12 protein-coding genes are annotated in these 18,802 nt (G+C 65.6%); 4 read left to right on the top strand and 8 right to left on the bottom strand.

What is annotated here, in order from left to right; translation table 11 throughout:
* Positions 1–67: 67 nt before the first annotated feature.
* The 8 genes from JW897_RS07305 to JW897_RS07340 all read right to left on the bottom strand — a co-directional run bounded on the left by JW897_RS07305 (position 68) and on the right by JW897_RS07340 (position 12,735).
* A complete protein-coding gene (locus JW897_RS07305; protein ID WP_205465653.1) occupies positions 68–2,002 on the bottom strand; it encodes a type IV pili methyl-accepting chemotaxis transducer N-terminal domain-containing protein in 1,935 nt (644 codons plus the stop codon).
* Positions 2,003–2,012: 10 nt separating this feature from the next.
* A complete protein-coding gene (moaA, locus tag JW897_RS07310) occupies positions 2,013–2,987 on the bottom strand; it encodes a GTP 3',8-cyclase MoaA (RefSeq protein WP_205465654.1) in 975 nt (324 codons plus the stop codon).
* Positions 2,988–3,343: 356 nt separating this feature from the next.
* Positions 3,344–5,323 (bottom strand): methyl-accepting chemotaxis protein, encoded by a 1,980-nt coding sequence (locus tag JW897_RS07315; protein ID WP_205465655.1) that lies wholly within the window; start codon positions 5,321–5,323, stop codon positions 3,344–3,346.
* 279 nt (positions 5,324–5,602) lie between these two features.
* On the bottom strand, positions 5,603–5,929 hold the full coding sequence (locus tag JW897_RS07320) for a glycine zipper domain-containing protein (RefSeq protein WP_205465656.1): 327 nt from the start codon (positions 5,927–5,929) through the stop codon (positions 5,603–5,605).
* A 195-nt stretch (positions 5,930–6,124) separates the two neighbouring features.
* Entirely contained in the window at positions 6,125–6,811 is a 687-nt protein-coding gene (gene narI / locus JW897_RS07325) for a respiratory nitrate reductase subunit gamma (protein ID WP_205465657.1), read from the bottom strand.
* A gap of 22 nt (positions 6,812–6,833) precedes the next feature.
* Positions 6,834–7,475 carry a nitrate reductase molybdenum cofactor assembly chaperone gene (gene narJ / locus JW897_RS07330; RefSeq protein ID WP_205465658.1) on the bottom strand — a complete coding sequence of 214 codons (642 nt, stop codon included), beginning with the start codon at positions 7,473–7,475 and terminating at the stop codon, positions 6,834–6,836.
* 11 nt (positions 7,476–7,486) lie between these two features.
* The gene (gene narH / locus JW897_RS07335; RefSeq protein WP_081575909.1) at positions 7,487–9,037 is read right to left on the bottom strand and encodes a nitrate reductase subunit beta; all 1,551 of its coding nucleotides are present in this window, start codon (positions 9,035–9,037) and stop codon (positions 7,487–7,489) included.
* Positions 9,034–12,735, bottom strand: coding sequence for a nitrate reductase subunit alpha (locus tag JW897_RS07340; RefSeq protein WP_205465659.1), 3,702 nt, complete (start codon positions 12,733–12,735; stop codon positions 9,034–9,036). Before JW897_RS07340 ends, narH begins: the two co-directional genes overlap by 4 nt.
* A 308-nt stretch (positions 12,736–13,043) precedes the next feature.
* Between JW897_RS07340 and zigA the strand changes: the two genes are divergently transcribed.
* From zigA to JW897_RS07360, 4 genes are all read left to right on the top strand, one after another.
* Positions 13,044–14,282, top strand: coding sequence for a zinc metallochaperone GTPase ZigA (zigA, locus tag JW897_RS07345; RefSeq protein WP_205465660.1), 1,239 nt, complete (start codon positions 13,044–13,046; stop codon positions 14,280–14,282).
* Positions 14,279–15,163: a GTP cyclohydrolase FolE2 gene (folE2, locus tag JW897_RS07350; protein ID WP_205465661.1), complete on the top strand. Its 885-nt coding sequence runs from the start codon at positions 14,279–14,281 to the stop codon at positions 15,161–15,163. Before zigA ends, folE2 begins: the two co-directional genes overlap by 4 nt.
* A 143-nt stretch (positions 15,164–15,306) precedes the next feature.
* Positions 15,307–15,867 (top strand): LbetaH domain-containing protein, encoded by a 561-nt coding sequence (locus JW897_RS07355; RefSeq protein WP_205465662.1) that lies wholly within the window; start codon positions 15,307–15,309, stop codon positions 15,865–15,867.
* A complete protein-coding gene (locus tag JW897_RS07360; protein WP_205465663.1) occupies positions 15,868–17,205 on the top strand; it encodes a dihydroorotase in 1,338 nt (445 codons plus the stop codon).
* The last annotated feature ends 1,597 nt before the right edge of the window (positions 17,206–18,802 follow it).

The raw sequence follows: 18,802 nt of genomic DNA on the forward strand, positions 1-18,802 counted from the left end.
CGAATCCAGGGGTTTTTAAATTCAGATATGGACAGTATGAGAGCTGTCTAGCCGTCGCGCCAGTGGCTCAAGCGGCCATGCGCCGCGCGCGCGGCAGCAGCAGGCTGACCAGGGTGCCCGCCTCCGGGGTGGATTCGATGTCCAGCTGCAGGCCGGCGCGCTGCGCGCGCTCCTGCATGATGGACAGGCCGAAATGGCCGTCGCCCTTGTTGCGCACCGTGTCCAGGTCGAAGCCGACGCCGTTGTCCAGCACGCTGAGCACGAAGACCTCGCCGTCGTCGCTGAGGCTGACCGTAACCTGGCTGGCCTCGGCGTGCTTGCGTACATTGGACAGCGCCTCTTGCAGGATGAACAAGATTTGCAGCTGCTGCTCCGGCATCAGCGGCGCGCCGGCCCCGGTGGAGCGCAGCTCCACCCGCATCCCGGTCTGCTTGCGGAATTTGTCCAGCAGGCTGCTCACCGCCTGGCCCAGGCTTTCCGACAGCTTGGAGCGGAAGTTGTTGAGCAGCTCGCGCACATCGTCGTAGCTTTCCCTGACCCCGGCCTCGAACAGCGCCAGCGTGTCGTCCACCAGGCCCGGATCGCCGCAGTCCAGCGCCTGGCGCATGATCTGGGTTTGCAGGTTCAGGAAGGACAGGCCCTGGGCGATGCTGTCGTGCAGGCCCTGGGCCACCAGATTACGCTCCTCCAGCACCGCCAGCTCGCGCTCCTTGGCCGCCAGCCGCAGGTTCTCGATCGCCACCGCCAGGTGCTGGCCCAACATTTCCAACTGCCTCACTTGCTGCGGCGGCAGAATGCGCGCCTGGCGGAAATGCAGATTGAAGATGCCCAGCGTGCGGTTCTGCGTCGCCACCGGGAAGGCGCTGACCACGCGGAAGCCCTCGCGGCTGCATTGCTTGTCCGCCCGCCCGCCCATGTTCTCCACCCGGCTTTCCGCCATCGCGGCGGCTTCGCCGCACAGGCAGTCGCCCACTTTCAGGCAATGCTCGTCGCGCAGCAATCCCTCCGGCAAGCCGTCGTCCGCCACCACGAACACCAGGCCCTGGCCGTGGTCGGTCAAACGCACCGCGCCGCCGTCGGCGTCGAAAGCGCGCATCACCCGGGCCAGGAAACCCTTGCACAGCGCCTCCAGCGGTTGGGATTGATTGCAGAAGGAAGTGATTTCGTACAGCAGCGCCAGCTCCTGGTTTTTCTGCTGCAGGCTGGCGGTTTTGCCGCGCACCCGCTCTTCCAGGGTGGCGTGGGATTCGGACAGACAGGCCGCCATCAGATTGAAGCCGGTGCTGACCTGGCCGAATTCGTCGTCGGTCTCCACCGGCACCCGCACGCTGTAATCGCCGGCGGCCAGCCGGCGTATGCCCTGGTGCAGCTTGTCCAGCGGCCGCAGCACGATCAGCAGCATCAGATAGATCAGCGCGACGGTGCCCACCACCGCCATGCTGGCGAGCAGGAGCTGCAACAGGCGCAGATAATCGGTGTTGCGCGCGTTGTAGGCCTCCATGCCGCTGACGAAGGTGTTGATGTCCGCCACGTAGAGCGCCACGCGCTCGGCGAAACGGGCGGCCTCCGCCGCGTTGTCGCCGGGCCGCGTCAAGGCGTCCAGCAACACCGGCTTCAGTTGCCCGCGCCATTGTTCTTCCACTTGGGACAAGGCCTGTTGGATGTCGGCCTGGCGCGGCACCAGCAGCGGCCGCGCCGGATCGCCGCGGCGCAGCCGCTGCAAGATGGCTTCGTAATTGGCCATGTCGCGGCGCAGCGCGTCGGCGCGCGCGCCGTCCCGGCCGCTGAGCTGCAAGTCCAACGCCAGCCGGGTGACGCGCATGCGCAGGCTGCCGGCGTCGTTGATCGCCGCCGCGCCGCCCTCCTGCTGCCAGGACAGCCACAACGTGGCGCCGATGGAGCCCAGCGCCACCAGCAGAAACGCCGCCAGCACGCCGACGATCTTGGCGCTGAGGCGCTGGCCCAGCGGGCCGCCCAGCACCGGGGACACGTTCAGCCGCATCGTCGTGGTCCTAGCCACCGGTCATCGACATGAAGCGCACCAGCTTTTGCGGCTTTTCGCTGAACTCATGTCGCTCCGGCTTCAGTTCTATCGCCGCGCGGATTGCCGCTTCCAGCTCGGCGTCGCTGACGCCGGCGCGCAGCAGAGGGCGCAGCTCGAAACTCTCCTCCTGGCCCAGGCACATGTACAAGGTGCCGTCCACCGACAGCCGTACCCGGTTGCAGGTGGCGCAGAAATGTTGGGAAATGGGCGTGATCAGGCCCAGCGAGAAACCGCCGTCCCGGGTTTTCCAGTAACGGGCCGGACCGCCGCCCAGGGTGGCGGCCTGTTCCACCAGATTGAATTCGGTTTGCAGCTGACGCAGCACCGGCTGCAAGTCCAGATAGCTGGCGGCGCGGCCGGTGTCGCCCATCGGCATGGCTTCGATCAGCCGCAGCACGAAGCCATGCTCGATACAGAAGGCGACCATGGCGCCGATGTCGGCGTCGTTGACGTCCTTCATCGCCACCATATTGATCTTGATCGGGGAAAAGCCGGCCTCCTTGGCCGCCATCAGTCCTTCCATCACCCGCGGCAGGCTGTCGCTGCCGGTGATGTCGTGCACGCAATCGCGGCGCAGCGAGTCCAGGCTGACATTGACGCGGCTGACTCCGGCGGCGCGCAGCGCCTGGGCGTGGCGCGCCAGCTGAGTGGCGTTGCTGGTCAGCGACAGGTCGTTGAGGCCGGGCAGCGAGGACAGCCGCGCCGCCAGCTCCGGCAGATTGCGGCGCAGCAGCGGTTCGCCGCCGGTCAGCCGCAGCCGCCGCGTGCCCAGGCGCGCGAAAGCCGCCACCACGCGTTCGATTTCGTCGAAGGTCAGCCAGTTGGCCGGTTCCTCGAAGCCTTTGAAGCCTTTGGGCAGGCAGTAATTGCAGCGCAGGTCGCAACGGTCGGTCACGGACAGACGCAGATATTCGATGGAGCGCCCGAAGCGGTCGGTAAGCATGAGTTCCTCCATGGCAGCCAATGATACCGCTTAGTCGCAACCAAGTGGCCCGGCTGTCGCCGCCAATCTGATATTTCCTGATTCAATTTTACTAGCTAGACCGAAAATTCGCAGTCCAACCAAAGCACACAGGCCCCTAGTCACTTCTAACTAGGGGCCTGTCGGCTGAATTGAAACCTGAAGAGCGGCCTGCGCGGCAGATCGTACAGCTTCTCAGAACCTGTTCAAAGTCTCGCGAGCAAGAGCGAGACAAGGCGAAAACTAGCGAAAAAGCGGAATGTACGAGGGGTACATGAGCATTTTGAGCTCGTTTTCAACGCCGTATCGCTGAAGCGCAGCAGACTTTGAACAGGTTCTCAGGCGTGCTTGAACTTGTCCACCAGCTCCACCAGCTCGCTGGCCGAAGCGTTGAGCCGGTCGGACAAATCCGCCACCTCCTGCACCAGGCCGGAATTCTCCTCCGCCAGCGAGGCGATCACGCTGATATTGTTGGCCACCTCGCCGCTGGCCGCGGTCTGCTGCGCCATCGCCGCCGCGGTGCCCTGGCTCTTGGCGGCGGCTTCGCTGGCTTCTTGGTGAATTTCGTCCAGATCGTTGACGGTCTTGCCCACCAGCTCCAGTCCGGACTCCATGCGCTGGCGCGCTTCCTGCATGTGGTGGGCGGCGGTCTGAGTCTCGCCGCGGATGTCCTCGATCAGCGAGGTGATGTCCAGCGTCTCCTTGCCGGTGCGCTCGGCCAGCTTGCGCACCTCGTCGGCCACCACCGCGAAGCCGCGGCCCATCTCGCCGGCGCGCGCCGCTTCGATCGCCGCGTTCAGGGCCAAGAGATTGGTCTGGTCGGCGATCTCGCGGATGGCGGTGATGATGGAGCGGATGTCCTCGGACTTCTGCTGCAAAGATTCTATCCGGCCGCCGGCGTCGTCCAGCACCGTCGAGGTCTGGTTCATCGCCTGAGTGGTGCTGCGCATGCGTTCGCGGCCGTCGCTGACGCTGCTCTGCATCTGCTGCGCCACGTTCAGCGACAGCCGGGTGTTGGCGCTGACCGACTCGATGCCCGCGCTCATCTGCTCCACCGCCGCGGCGATGCCGGCGGCCGACTGGCTCTGGGTTTCCGAAGCCTTGGCGGCGCGATGGGAAATCGCCAGCATCGCGTGCGCCGCCTCCACCAGGCTGTGGGCGTTGTGATTGACTTGGTTCAGGGTCCGGGCGAAGGCCTCCACCAAGTGGTCGAAAGCCTTGCCCATGCGCGCGATTTCATCATGGCCGCGGATGTCGGCGCGCGGCCGCAGATCAAAATCCCGGCTCATCGAGGTCATCAACAGCTCCAGCCGCTGCACCGGCACATGGATGCCGCGGTAGATGGCGAAGCCCAGGCCGCCCAGCAGCAGGATCACCAGGGAGGAACCGCCCAGCGTCACCCACAGGTCGACGCGGGCCTGGGACACCTTGGCCGCCACCTGGCCGGCCAGATCGGACAGCAGTTTGTCCTGCAGCGCCTTCAGCGCGCCGATGCGCTGGGTCGCCGCCTGAAACCACGCCGCCGGCGCCACGCCTACCGGCTGGCCCAGGGCTTGGCCCAATAGCTTGTCGCGCAGCGCCTGCAGCGCCTTGGCCTCCTCGCCGCCCTCCACCGCGTCCACCTGGGCGCGCAGCGCTTCGTCCGCCATCAGCCGCAGCTGGCCGGCGCAGGCGTCCTGCTTGGCCTTGAGGCCCACCGCCTGGGCAAAGCTTTTCTGGTCGAAAACGCCGCCGTTGAGCACGCCGTTGACGTAGCCGCGCTCGCGGCCGGCGAACTCCTTCTCGCACTGCAGGCTGAGCAAGGCCGCGGTGCTGCGCAGCAGATCGCCGTCGCTATTGGCCTGCGCCAGCTTGGCGATCAGGCTTATCAGCGCGTCGATGCGGCCGGAATAGGCGGCGAAGGCCTCGGCCGCCGGCGTCGCGCGTTTTTCCACGCTGTCGCGCAGCTGGGACAGGCCGTCCAGTTGACCGCTCAAGGCGGACAGATCGCCGGCCAGGCCGCTGGAAGCATGGTTGGCCGCCTCGTCGCGGAAGGCGGCCAGGTCCTTGTCGCTGACCGCGCGCGCCTGTTGCAAGGGCGGCGGCAGGCCGGCGGCCTGGCCGCTGAGAAAGCCGTTGCTCAGGCCGCGTTCAGTCTGCAAATCATGGATCAACTGGCTGGAACGCGCCGCCACCTGGATCAGGCGATCCGAGCGTTGCAGTTCCGACAGGGTTTGGAAGCGATCGACGGCCAGCACCGAGGCGAGGCCGATCAGCGCGGCGGAAAAAGGCAGCAGCAGCAATAGCAGCTTGCTGGCGAGGGATAGCCTGGACAGCATGGCGGGCTCCGATCTCGATTGGCGGTTTCTTAGAGCCTGTTCATGATCTGTTGCGCTTTGTGAGAGGTGACACGGTGAGTACCGCTTCGAAATGCTCATGCACCAAACGTACATTCCGCTTTCTCAGCTGTTTTCGCCTTGTCTCGCTCTTGCTCGCGAGATTTTGAACAGGCTCTTAATGGCTTTCCATGACAACGGAAACCAACAACCATCAATATAGATCAAGCCCGACCCATGCTGAATACTGCGACGGGTTTAATGCTTATGGATGACGAAGGCTTAGCAACGGCCTTTCTTGGCCTGGCCCGGCGGGCAGAAATAGCCCTTGTCGCGGTGGTGACGATGGCGGTGCTTGCGATAGCGGCGGCCGTCGTCGTCGCGGCGTTCCGACGCCGCCGGCTTGCCGTAGTCGTGGCCGATGGCCGCGCCGGAAGCGCCGCCCACCGCGCCGCCGATGATGGCGCCGTTGCGGCCGCCCACCGCCTCGCCCACCGCCGCGCCGGCCGCGCCGCCCAGCGCGCCGCCGACGATGGTGGAGGTGTCCGCCATGGCGGTGGAGGCCAGGCCGGCCAGGCTCAGCGATAAGATGACAAGTGCGCGTTTCATGCGGCTAACTCCTGAATTTAAACGGATGGCCCAGCTTAACCGTTTGGTTGACAGCCGGCTGTTTCGAATTGTTAGGAATTGTTCGCTCTTGTTATCGCTTCACAACTTCTCGAATTTATATGTAGCCGGACGGCATGAAAAACGGCGGAGCGCCCTTGGGCGCGCCGCCGCGTTCTCATGCGAAAACCAAGCGAATCAAGTCCGCGGCCGCACCAGCTGCCAGGCCCGGCCCAGATAAGTCACCGCGCCGAAGCCGCTCCACACGTGCACCAGACGGGTGAACGGGAAGATCACGAACAAGCTCATGCCCATGAACAAGTGCGCCTTGAACACCGGCGAGGCGCCGACGATGAAGATGGCCGCGTCGCCGCGCAGGGTGACGATGTGCTGAGCCCAGCTCATCAGCAACACCATCTCGTGGCCGTCCAGGTGCTGCGCCGACACCGCGATGGTGCTGAGGCCCAGCAACAAGGTGGCCAGAATCCACAGCAACACCAGCTTGTCGCGCCAGGTGGTGTTGGCCGCCAGCCGGTCACAGGTAAAGCGGCGGTGCAGCAGGATCAGGATGCCGATCAGGCACAGGCCGCCCATGATGCCGCCGGCCGTCATCGCGAACACTTGCTTGAAGCTGTGGCTGACGCCCAGCGCGTCCCATACCGCCACCGGCGTCAACAGGCCCACCAGATGGCCGAAGAACAGGCCGATGATGCCGAGGTGGAACAGGATGTTGCCCAGCCTCAGCTGGCCGCGGTACAGCAGTTGCGAGGATTCGCTCTTCCAGCTGTATTGCTCGCGGTCGAAGCGGATCAGGCTGCCCAGCAGGAACACCGCCAGAGCGATGTAGGGGTAGATGCCGAATACGAATTGGTGCAGATAGTTCATGTTGCTCTCCTGGCAGCGGGATTCAGCCCTGCGGCCGCTGCGGGTAAAAGTTCACCGGAGCGATGGCCGGCCGCGCCGGCTTCAGCAGCGGCTCCACGCCGTCCGCGCCGGGGCCGAAGGTCTCCAGCATCTCATCCATGTCGCGTACCGGCGGCACGGTCAGCGCTTCCGGCTCCACCGGCGACAGCAGCACCAGCCCCTGCAGCACGCCGGCGTAGTGGGAACGGCTGTCGGCCAGCTTGCCGGCGACGTGGGCGATCACGTGCACCGCGTCGGAAAGCAGCCGGACGGCCTCCTCCGGCTGGCACTGCGCCAGAAACTCCAGGAACAGCGGCAGATAGTCCGGCAGCTCGTTCGCCGCCGGTTCGAAGCCCTGGGCCTGGTATTCGGCCAGCAGGTCCACCATGGCCTGGCCGCGGGCGCGGTCCTCGCCGTGGATGTGCTCGAACAGATGCAGCGAATGGCTGGGGTTGCGGTCGAAGGTCTGCACATAGCGTTCTTGCAGCGTGATCAGATCCTCGCCCTCCAAGGACAGCAGCAGCGGCTCCAGCAGCCGGGCGATGCGCGGCTCGGCCGCGACTTCGACGCGGATGTCGTCCGCCGCCGCGACCAGATCCGGCTCCGGGTAGCACAGCAAGGCGGATAAGGCTTGATAGATGCGCATGGCGTTCTCCCTCACTGGCCGGAATTGGACTTGCGGTCGCGCCGCATGTCGTGGAACACGATGGGGGTGGCCTTCTTCTTGCCGAACAAGCTGGCGTCGGACTCGCCGCCGGAGCAGCCGTTGCCGAAGGTGAAGCCGCAGGACGCCTTGTCCTCGAAGGTGTTCTCCACCAGTTCTTTGTGGCTGGACGGAATCACGAAGCGGTCTTCGTAATTGGCGATGGCCATCACCTGGTACATCTCCTCCACCTGGGCCGGATTCAGATGGGTGCCCTTGAGGGTGGCGGCGTCCGACACCTTCTCCACGCTCTTCTTGCGCATATAGCGCCGCATCGCCACCATGGTTTCCAGCGCCTTCACCACCGGCTCTTCCTTGCCGGCGGTCAGCAGATTGGCCAGGTACTGGATGGGGATGCGCAGATCCTTGACGTCCGGGATGATGCCGTTCTCGCCGATCAGGCCGTTTTCCATCGCGGACTGGATCGGCGACAGCGGCGGGATGTACCACACCATCGGCAGGGTCCGGTATTCCGGGTGCAGCGGGAAGGCCACTTTCCACTCCATCGCCATCTTGTAGACCGGGGAGCGCTGCGCGGCGTCTATCCAGCTCTGCGGAATGCCCTGCTTCTGCGCCTCGGCGATCACTTCCGGCGCGTTCGGGTCCAGGAACACGCCCAGCTGCGCCTCGTACAGGCTCTTCGGGTCTTCCACCGCGGCGGCTTCGTCTATCTTGTCGGCGTCGTACAGCAGCACGCCCAGGTAGCGGATGCGGCCGACGCAGGTTTCCGAGCACACTGTCGGCTGGCCGCCCTCGATGCGCGGGTAGCAGAAGGTGCACTTCTCGGCCTTGCCGGAGGTCCAGTTGTAATAGATCTTCTTGTACGGGCAGCCGGATACGCACATGCGCCAGCCGCGGCATTTGTCCTGATCGATCAGCACGATGCCGTCGTCTTCGCGCTTATAGATGGAGCCGGACGGACAGGAGGCGACGCAGGCCGGGTTCAGGCAGTGTTCGCACAGCCGCGGCAGATACATCATGAAAGTGTTCTCGAAGGCCGAGTACATTTCCTTCTGGATGCCTTCGAACAAAGCGTCCTTGCTGCGCTTGGCGAATTCGCCGCCCAGGTCGTCTTCCCAGTTGGGGCCCCATTCGATCTTGTCCATCTTCTTGCCGGTCAACACCGACACCGGCCGCGCGGTGGGCGGGGTCTGCATTTCCGGCGCGTTCTGCAGATGTTCGTAGTCGTAGGTGAACGGCTCGTAGTAGTCGTCTATCGCCGGCATATTGGGGTTGGCGAAGATATTGCCCAGGATTTTCAGCCGGCCGCCCTGACGCGGCTCCAGCTTGCCGTTGGGCTTGCGCACCCAGCCGCCCTTCCACTTTTCCTGGTTTTCCCATTCCTTGGGGTAGCCGATGCCGGGCTTGGTTTCCACATTGTTGAACCAGGCGTATTCGATGCCGTCGCGGCTGGTCCAGACGTTCTTGCAGGTGACCGAACACGTGTGGCAGCCGATGCACTTGTCCAGGTTCAGCACCATGCCGATTTGAGCGCGGATTTTCATTGTTGGTCTCCTGCCGGACTATCCATCCAGTCCACTGTGTTCATCTTGCGCACCACCACGAATTCGTCGCGGTTGGCGCCCACGGTGCCGTAGTAGTTGAAGCCCCAGGACAGCTGCGCGTAGCCGCCTATCATGTGGGTGGGCTTGGTCACCGCGCGGGTCACCGAGTTGTGGATGCCGCCGCGCTTGCCGGACACTTCCGCGCCCGGCACGTTCACGATCTTCTCCTGGGCGTGGTACATCAGCGTCATCCCCTGCGGCACCCGCTGCGACACCACGGCGCGGGCGGTCAGCGTGCCGTTGACGTTGAACACCTCGATCCAGTCGTTGTCCACGATGCCGGCCTTCTTGGCGTCGTCCTCGGACAGCCACACGTGCGGGCCGCCGCGGCTCAGCGTCAGCATGCGCAGATTGTCGGAATAGGTGCTGTGGATGCCCCACTTCTGGTGCGGGGTCAGGAAGTTCAGCACCAGTTCGTGATTGCCGTTGCCGTGCTTGCCCAGCACCGCCTGCGTGGTTTTCAGGTCCACCGCCGGCTTGTACACGCACAGGCCTTCGCCGAAGGCGCGCATCCACTGGTGATCCTGATAGAACTGCTGGCGGCCGGTGATGGTGCGCCAGGGAATCAGCTCGTGCACATTGGTATAGCCGGCGTTGTAGCTGACTTCTTCGCTTTCCAGGCCGGACCAGGTGGGCGAGGAAATGATCTTGCGCGGCTGCGCCTGCACGTCGCGGAAGCGGATGCTGTCGTGCTCGCGCGGCTTGGCCAGGTGGGTGTGGTCGCGGCCGGTGATCTTGGACAGCGCGTCCCAGGCCTTCACCGCCACGTGGCCGTTGGTTTCCGGCGCCAGGGTCAGAATCATCTCGGCGGCGTCGATCGCAGTTTCCAGCTTGGGCTGGCCCTTGCCGGCGCCTTGGCTGGCCACCTGGTTCAGGCCGCGCAGAATGTCCACTTCATGGCCGGTTTTCCAGCTGATGCCCTTGCCGCCGTTGCCGGCTTTTTCCAGCAAGGGGCCGATGGTGGTGAACTTGTCGTAGATCGCGCCGTAGTCGCGCTCCACCACCGTCATCTTGGGCATGGTCTTGCCCGGCACCGGCTCGCACTCGCCTTTTTTCCAGTCCTTGGGATCGAAGGGCTGGCCCAGTTCTTCCGGGGTATCGTGCATCAGCGGGGTCAGCACCAGATCCTTTTGCACGCCCAGGTAGTCCTTGCCCAGCTCGGACAGCTTCTTGGCGAAACCCTTGTAGATTTCCCAGTCGGTGCGGGACTGCCACAGCGGCTGCACCGCTTCGGACAGCGGGTGGATGAAGGGGTGCATGTCCGAGGTGTTGAGGTCGTCCTTCTCGTACCAGGTGGCGGTGGGCAGCACCACGTCGCCGTACAGGCAGGTGGTGGACATGCGGAAGTCCAGCACCACCAGCAGGTCCAGCTTGCCTTCCGCCGCCGGGCGCACGGTGATCTCGGTGGGCTTGATGCAGTCGTCTTCCGAGTTCAGCACCGCGTTCTGGGTGCCCAGCAGGTATTTGAGGAAGTATTCGTGGCCCTTGCCGGAGCTGCCTAGGATGTTGGAGCGCCACACGAACATATTGCGCGGGAAGTTCTGCGGGTTGTCCGGGTCGTTGCAGGCCAGGTCCAGCTTGCCGGACTTGAGGCCGTCCACCACGTAGGCGGCGGCGTCCTGGCCGGCGGCGGCCGCGGCGCGGGTTACGTCCAGCGGGTTGGCGGACAGCTGCGGCGCGGACGGCAGCCAGCCCATCCGTTCGGCCTTGGCGTTGTAATCGATCAGCGCCATGCCGGCCATGCGGCCGTCGGCGGTGGGCGCCAGGATTTCGCCGACGCCCAGTTTTTCATGCCGCCACTGGCTGGTGTGGGCGTAGAAGAAGCTGGTGCCGTTCATCTGCCGCGCCGGGCGGTTCCAGTCGCCGGCGAAGGCCAGCGGCGCCCAACCGGTTTGCGGACGCAGTTTTTCCTGGCCCACGTAATGGCACCAGCCGCCGCCGGACTGGCCGATGCAGCCGCACAGCATCAGCATATTGATGATGCCGCGGTAGGTCATGTCCATGTGGTACCAGTGATTCAGCGCCGCGCCGACGATGACCATGGATTTGCCCTGGGTCTGATCCGCGTTTTGCGCGAACTCGCGCGCTACCTGGATCACTAGTTCCGGCTTCACGCCGGTGTGCTTCTGCTGCCAGGCCGGGGTGTAGGGCACGTCGTCCATGTAGTCGACGGCGACGTTGCCGCCGCCCAGACCGCGGTCTACGCCGTAGTTGGCCGCCATCAGGTCGAACACCGTGGCCACCAGAGTTTCGCTGCCGTCGGCCAGGCGGATGCGCTTGGCCGGCACATTGCGGGTCAGCAGCTCGTCGTGCTCGGCGCCGAAGTAAGGGAAGCCGACGCCCACCACCGCGTCGCTTTCCTTGATCAGCGACAGCTTGGCGGACACCTCGCGGCCGTTGCCGCCGTCCTTCTGCTCCAGGTTCCACTTGCCGGCCTTGCCCTCGGCCTGGCCCCAGCGGAAACCGATGGAGCCGTTGGGCGCGACGATGTCGCCGCTGGCCTCGTCGATCAGCAGGGTTTTCCAGTCCGGGTTGTTGTCTTCGCCCAGGCCGCCCTCCAGATGGGAGGCGCGCAGGAAGTAATCGGGGATGTAACGCTCGCCGTCTGGCTTCAGCGCCACCAGCATCGGCATGTCGGTGTAGCGGCGGATGTAGTCGGTGAAGTAACCGGACGGATTATCGAGGTGGAATTCCTTGAAGATCACATGGCCCATCGCCATCGCCAGCGCGGCGTCGGTGCCCTGCTTGGGCGCCATCCAGATATCGCCGAACTTGGCCATTTCGCCAAAGTCGCTGGATACCGCCACCGTCTTGGTGCCCTTGTAGCGCACCTCGGTGTAGAAGTGGGCGTCCGGGGTGCGCGTCATCGGCACATTGGAGCCCCACACCATCAGATAGGTGGAGTTGTACCAGTCCGCGGATTCGGCCACGTCGGTCTGCTCGCCCCAGGTCTGCGGGCTGGCCGGCGGCAAATCGCAGTACCAGTCGTAGAAGGACAGCGGTACGCCGCCGATCAGGCTGAGGTAGCGGCTGCCGGCGGCGTAGGACACCATGGACATCGCCGGGATCGGCGAGAAGCCCACCACCCGGTCCGGACCGTATCGCTTGATGGTGAAGGCGTTGGCGGCGGCCACGATCTCGTTGGCCTCGTCCCAGCTGGCGCGCACGAAACCGCCCTGGCCGCGCTTGGACTTGTACTGCTTGGCCAGCTCCGGCGTCTGGCTGATCTTTTCCCAGGCCTCCACCGGGCTCAGGGTCTGGCGCGCCTCGCGCCACAATTTGGCCAGCCGGCCGCGGATCATCGGGTATTTGACGCGCTGGGCGGAGTAGACGTACCAGCTGTAGGACGCGCCGCGCGGGCAGCCGCGCGGCTCGTGATTGGGCAGGTCCGGCCGGGTGCGCGGGTAATCGGTCTGCTGGGTTTCCCAGGTGATCAGGCCGTTCTTCACATACACCTTCCAGCTACAGGAACCGGTGCAGTTCACGCCATGGGTGGAGCGCACCACCTTGTCGTGCTGCCAGCGCTGGCGGTAGGCGTTTTCCCAACCGCGATCCTCGTTGACGACGGCGCCATGACCATTGGCAAAGGTGGAGCGGGTCTTGCCCAGGAAATTCAAACGGTCGAGAAAGTGACTCATCTTGCCTCCAAATATCGGGGTCCGCGCCGCGCGGGCCGGCGGCTCCAGCCACCGGGGGAAACGGACCTTTTCACTTGATTGCAAGCTTAGAACCTAGCGACAAGCATCGACATTCGCCGAAGGTCGACGCCGGGCGGCGCATTGGCACTAGTCGCGGTTAGTACTTTGGCGAGAAGGACTAGCCAGAAAGAACTAGTGGCGATATTCGACCCTTGCCGTCGAAAAATAAAATGTTATAACATAACAAAAATAACGACAGCCCAGCGCTCTCGCCATCCGCATCGCCATCACTCAATCGGACCCATGCCATGACGCCCACGCCCTCTTCCGCCTCGCTAGACCCCAGACTGCCGGTCACCGTGCTGTCCGGCTTCCTCGGCGCCGGCAAGACCACCTTGCTCAACCACATTCTCAACAACCGCGAAGGCCGCCGCGTGGCGGTGATCGTCAACGACATGAGCGAGGTCAATATCGACGCCGCTCTGGTGCGCGAAGGCGGCGCCGCGCTGTCCCGCACCGAGGAAAAGCTGGTGGAAATGAGCAATGGCTGCATCTGCTGCACCTTGCGCGAAGACCTGCTGCTGGAAGTATCGCGGCTAGCGGACGAAGGCCGCTTCGACCAGCTGGTGATCGAATCCACCGGCATCGCCGAACCGCTGCCGGTGGCGGAAACCTTCACCTTCGCCGACGAGCAGGGCCGCAGCCTGGCCGACTCCGCGCGGCTGGACACCATGGTCACTGTGGTGGACGCCTGTCACTTCCTGCGCGACTACGCCTCGCGCGACCATCTGCGGCAACGCGGCGAATCGCTGGGCGAGGCCGACGAGCGCACGGTGGCGGATCTGTTGATCGAACAAGTGGAGTTCTGCGACGTGATCGTGCTCAACAAGACCGATCTGATAAACGCCGCGGACCAAGAGCGGCTGGCCGGCATTCTGCGCCAGCTCAACCCGCGTGCCCGCATTGTCGAAGCCCGCTTCGGCCAGGTGCCGCTGGACGCGGTGCTCAACACCGGCCTGTTCGACTTCGACGCCGCCGCCGACGCGCCCGGCTGGCTCAGCGAGCTGCGCGGCGAGCACACGCCGGAAACCGAGGAATACGGCATCGCCAGCTTCGTCTACCGCGCGCGCCGCCCCTTCCACCCGCAGCGCTTCTTCGAGCTGGCGCAGCGGGAATGGCCGGGCGTGCTGCGCTCCAAAGGCTATTTCTGGCTGGCCAGCCGCCCGGCCCACGCCCAGCTGTGGTCGCAGGCCGGCGCGGTGTGCCGCCACGAACTGGCCGGCCAATGGTGGGCCGCCACCCCGCGCGAATACTGGCCGCAGGACGAGGACAGCCTGCGCCAGATTGAAAGCCACTGGCAGGACGTCATCGGCGACGCGCGCCAGGAACTGGTGCTGATCGGCATCGCCATGGACGAAGCCGAACTGCGCCGGCAACTGGACGACTGCCTGCTGGACGAGGCCGAAATGGCCGCCGGTCCCGCCGCCTGGGCGCTGCTGCCGGACCCGTTCCCGCCGCTGGAAAGCGCCGCCGAGGACGCCGCATGAACGCCCCGCTGCCCGACATCGCGCGCAGCGGCGCCGCCGCCGCGCTGCTGCCCTTGAACTGGGTGGGCATGGACGGCATCGCGCTGCCGCTACGGCTGGCGGACGCCGCCCACGGCTGCGTCGCCGCCCGCGCCAGCGTGCAAGTCAATCTGCCCCGGCCGGCGATCAAGGGCATCCACATGTCCCGGCTCTACCGGCTGCTGCAGCCCCACGCCGACGCCGCGCCGCTGAGCCCGGACGCCCTCAGCCGGCTGCTGCGGGCGATGGTGGACAGCCACGCCGACTGCGGCAGCGACGCCGCCCGCGCCGAATTCCGCTTCGAACTCTTGTGCCAGCGCCCGGCGCTGGCCACGCCGGGCCTGTCCGGCTGGAAAGCCTACCCGGCCGCGCTGGGCGCGGAACGGGACGACGACGGCTGCCGGCTGTGGGCCGAGGTGGAAATCGCCTACTCCTCCACCTGCCCCTGCTCCGCCGCGCTGGCGCGCCGGCTGATCGCCGACGCCTTCCGCCAACAGGACCGCGCGGCCACGCCGGACGCGGTTTACGACTGGCTGCTGGAACACGCCACGCTGGCCACCCCGCACAGCCAGCGCAGCCAGGCGCGGCTGCGCTTCGACATCGCCGCCGACGCCGCCGACTGGGACCTGGCGGCGCGCATAGACCTGGCCGAGCAGGCGCTGGCCACCCCGGTGCAAACCGCGGTCAAGCGCGCCGACGAACAAGCCTTCGCCGCCCTCAACGGCGCCAATCTGATGTATGTGGAAGACGCCGCGCGCCGGCTGCAAGCGGCTCTGGCCGGCCACGGCCTGAGCCGGGTCGACGTCCGCCATCAGGAAAGCCTGCACCCGCACGACGCGGTGGCGGCCAGCCAGCTCTCATAATCTATCCACGATCTCGCGAGCAAGAGCGAGACAAGGCGAGAACAGCTGAGAAAGCGGAGTGTACATTTGGTACATGAGCATTTCGAAGATGTTCTCAACGCCGCAGCGCAGCAGATCGTGAACACACTCTCAGGGAGCAGCGCTTGATACGCAAAAACCCCTCCGGCCACCTGCCGGTAATCGCCGAATCCGCCTACGTCGACAAGACCGCCATCCTCTGCGGCAAGATCATCGTCCACGACAACGTCTTCATCGGCCCCTACGCGGTGATCCGCGCCGACGAAGTGGACGCCAACGGCGAAATGGAGGCCATCGTCATCGGCCCCCACTCCAATATCCAGGACGGCGTGGTCATCCACTCCAAGGCCGGCGCCGCCGTCGCCATCGGCGCGCACACCTCCATCGCCCACCGCTCCATCATCCACGGCCCCTGCGCCGTGGGCGAGCGCGTCTTCGTCGGCTTCAACAGCGTGCTGTTCAACTGCCGCGTCGGCGACGGCTGCGTGGTGCGCCACAACGCGGTGGTGGACGGCTGCGAACTGCCGGCCGGCTGCTACGTGGCCTCCACCGAACGCATAGGCGCGGCCAGCGACACCGCGCGCCTGCCCAAGGCCAGCGTCTCCGCCGCCGAATTCTCCGAAGACGTGCTGCGCGCCAATAGCGAACTGGTGCGCGGCTACAAAGCGCTGCAAAACGAGTTCTGAATGAGCGACATCCTGATCCGCAACGCCCGCCTGGTCAGCGACGGCCGCGAGTGGGAAGCCGACCTGCGCGTCGGCAACGGCCGCATCCGCCGCATCGACGCCAGCCTGCCCGGCCGCCCCGGCGATATCGACATCGACGCCGCCGGCCAATGGCTGCTGCCCGGCATGATCGACGACCAGGTTCACTTCCGCGAACCCGGCGCGCCGCACAAGGGCGGCATCGCCAGCGAATCTCGCGCCGCGGTGGCCGGCGGCATCACCAGCTTCATGGACATGCCCAACACCCGGCCGGCCACCACCAGCCTGGAGGCGCTGGCGGACAAGGAAAGCCGCGCCGCCGCCGGCTCGGTGGCCAATTACGGCTTCCACCTGGGCGCCACCCGCCACAATCTGGACCTGATCGCCGCGCTGCCGCCCAACCGCGTCGCCGGCGTCAAAGTGTTCATGGGCGCCAGCACCGGCGACCTGCTGCTGGACGACCCGGCCGCGCTGGAACGGCTGTTCGCCGCTTGCCCGCTGCCCATCCTCACCCACTGCGAACACACGCCGCGCATCCGCGAACGCGAAGCCGCCTGGCGGCTGCGCTTTGGCGACGACATCCCGCCGGACCAACACCCGCTGATCCGCGACGTCGAAGCCTGCTATCAGTCCACCCGGCTGGCGGTGGAACTGGCGCGGCGCCACGGCAGCCAGCTGCATGTGCTGCACCTGAGCAGCGCGCGCGAACTGGAGTTGTTCCAGCCCGGCCCCGTCGCCGGCAAGCGCATCACCGCCGAAGCCTGCGTCCACCATCTGCTGCTGGACGACGGCGACTACGCCCGCCTGGGCCACCTGATCAAATGCAATCCGGCGATCAAGAGCCGCGCCGACCGCGACGCGCTGCGCCAGGCGCTGCGCGACGGCCGCATTGACCTGATAGGCACCGACCACGCGCCGCATGCCTGGGAGGAAAAACAGCAGCCCTACACCCAAGCGCCGGCCGGGCTGCCGCTGGTCCAGCACGCGCTGCCGGCGCTGCTGGAACTGGTGGCCGACGGCGAACTGACGCTGCCGCAACTGGTGGACAAGACCAGCCACGCGGTGGCCCAACGCTTCGCCATCGCCGAACGCGGCCATCTGCGCGAAGGCTATTGGGCCGATCTGACGCTGGTGGAACGCCTGCCGGCGCCGCGTCCGGTCTGCCATGACCCGCTGTTGGCCCATTGCGGCTGGACCCCGTTCCCGCATCTGGCCTTCCGCCACGCGGTCAGCGCCACCATCGTTTCCGGCCAGTTGGCCTGGTTCCAGGGCAGCATCCAGCCGGACTGCCAGGGCCTGCCGCTGCGGTTTATGCGTTGAGGGCCGGTTTCACGATCTGCCGCCGGCGGCTTCCCTAAGCCGCCGCCGGTGGGTATCGCCGATGGCTCCTCCCACCCTACGAGCTGACGCCGCGCGCTACACCCCGTGGGTAGGGTGGGTGGAGCGCAGCGATACCCACGCGGAGAAAGCCGACGGCCGCTGATATTTGCCCAAGGCCATTGTTGGTGGGTATCGCCGATGGCTTCTCCCACCCTACGGGCTGACGCCGCGCGCTACGCTCCGTGGGTAGGGTGGGTGGAGCGCAGCGATACCCACGCGGAGAAAGCCGACGGCCGCTGATGTTTGCCCAAGGCCATTGTTGGTGGGTATCGCCGATGGCTCCTCCCACCCTACGAGCTAACGCCGCGCGCTACACCTCGTGGGTAGGGTGGGTGGAGCGCAGCGATACCCACGCAGAGAAAGTCGACGGCCGCTGATGTTTGCCCAAGACCATTGTTGGTGGGTATCGCCGATGGCTTCTCCCACCCTACGGGCTGACGCCGCACGCTACGCTCCGTGGGTAGGGTGGGTAGAGCGCAGCGATACCCACGCGGAAAAGCCGATGCTCCCTGCCCCATGTGCGAACTTAGGTGCCAAAAACGCAAAAAGCCGTCGTTTGTCGCCAAACGACGGCTCAAGCTTTCCCCGGCGGGGATCACCCGCCGCTTGGCCTTGCCATGCCCTGCCAACGCGCTATTGAGACGCTCGCCTACCCCGGCCAAGGCGCCGCCACCGTCTTGCCATGCGGCGCGACGACATACGGGCCGAGGGGATATAGCAAGGGGACTCAGCGCTTAAACGCGGCGATAAGCAACGCTCAGCAGGTTAGGGTCGGGGGAAAACAAGGTTCGCGGAACGCGATTCGAATCAATCATGATGACGTCTCCGATATGGGCTACACCTGCTTCCCGCTGTCAAACGGGAGCGGCAGGCACCTGACAGGGTTGACAGACCGGCATATCGGAACCGGCAGCCCACGGAGGGGCTCCCCGCCGGCACCTGCCATGTACGCGTGCGCCGACACAGACAATGCCGCACGAAGGCGGCAGTGTCTGCCGATATACTTTAGGAGCTGTCAAACCCACTTGTGCCGAGATTGCGACGGCACGCGGGGATTGTTGGCGAGCGGGGGGGATAAGTCAAGACGGCGCGGTCCGCAGCTTAGCCATCTCAGGCATTCCTCCTCCAATAAATACCGTAAATGGAGCGGCAGGCATCTGGCAGGGTTAGCAGACCGGCATATCGGAACCGGCAGCCCACGAAGAGGCTCCCTGTCAGCGCCCGCCATTGACGCGTGCACCAACACAGACAATACATCCCGAATATTTGTCACCCGACAGGCTCCATCCTGGACAGCCAAGCGGGAGCGACAGGCATCTGGCAGGGTTAGCAGACCGACATCTTGGAGCCGGCAGCCCGCGAGGGCTCCCCGCCTGCGCCCGCCATTAACGCCTACGCCGACACTGACAATGCCGCAGCGGTACGCAGACGGAAATTGTTGGCACGCCGGCGCATTACGTCAAGCCAAGGCGGTTTAATTGAAACCACATCGCCATTCCGCCCCCCTCCCCGCAATAAAAACCCGCGACCAGTAAAA

It is taken from the genome of Chromobacterium alkanivorans, from assembly GCF_016937655.1.
Lineage (GTDB): Bacteria > Pseudomonadota > Gammaproteobacteria > Burkholderiales > Chromobacteriaceae > Chromobacterium > Chromobacterium alkanivorans.

Coding starts and splice junctions, on each gene's coding strand:
- JW897_RS07315 (WP_205465655.1), bottom strand. CDS start 5,323: ATGCTGTCCAGGCTATCCCTCGCCAGCAAGCTGCTATTGCTGCTGCTG.
- folE2 (WP_205465661.1), top strand. CDS start 14,279: ATGAACGCCCCGCTGCCCGACATCGCGCGCAGCGGCGCCGCCGCCGCG.
- JW897_RS07340 (WP_205465659.1), bottom strand. CDS start 12,735: ATGAGTCACTTTCTCGACCGTTTGAATTTCCTGGGCAAGACCCGCTCC.
- JW897_RS07360 (WP_205465663.1), top strand. CDS start 15,868: ATGAGCGACATCCTGATCCGCAACGCCCGCCTGGTCAGCGACGGCCGC.
- JW897_RS07305 (WP_205465653.1), bottom strand. CDS start 2,002: ATGCGGCTGAACGTGTCCCCGGTGCTGGGCGGCCCGCTGGGCCAGCGC.
- zigA (WP_205465660.1), top strand. CDS start 13,044: ATGACGCCCACGCCCTCTTCCGCCTCGCTAGACCCCAGACTGCCGGTC.
- JW897_RS07320 (WP_205465656.1), bottom strand. CDS start 5,929: ATGAAACGCGCACTTGTCATCTTATCGCTGAGCCTGGCCGGCCTGGCC.
- narI (WP_205465657.1), bottom strand. CDS start 6,811: ATGAACTATCTGCACCAATTCGTATTCGGCATCTACCCCTACATCGCT.
- narJ (WP_205465658.1), bottom strand. CDS start 7,475: ATGCGCATCTATCAAGCCTTATCCGCCTTGCTGTGCTACCCGGAGCCG.
- narH (WP_081575909.1), bottom strand. CDS start 9,037: ATGAAAATCCGCGCTCAAATCGGCATGGTGCTGAACCTGGACAAGTGC.
- moaA (WP_205465654.1), bottom strand. CDS start 2,987: ATGCTTACCGACCGCTTCGGGCGCTCCATCGAATATCTGCGTCTGTCC.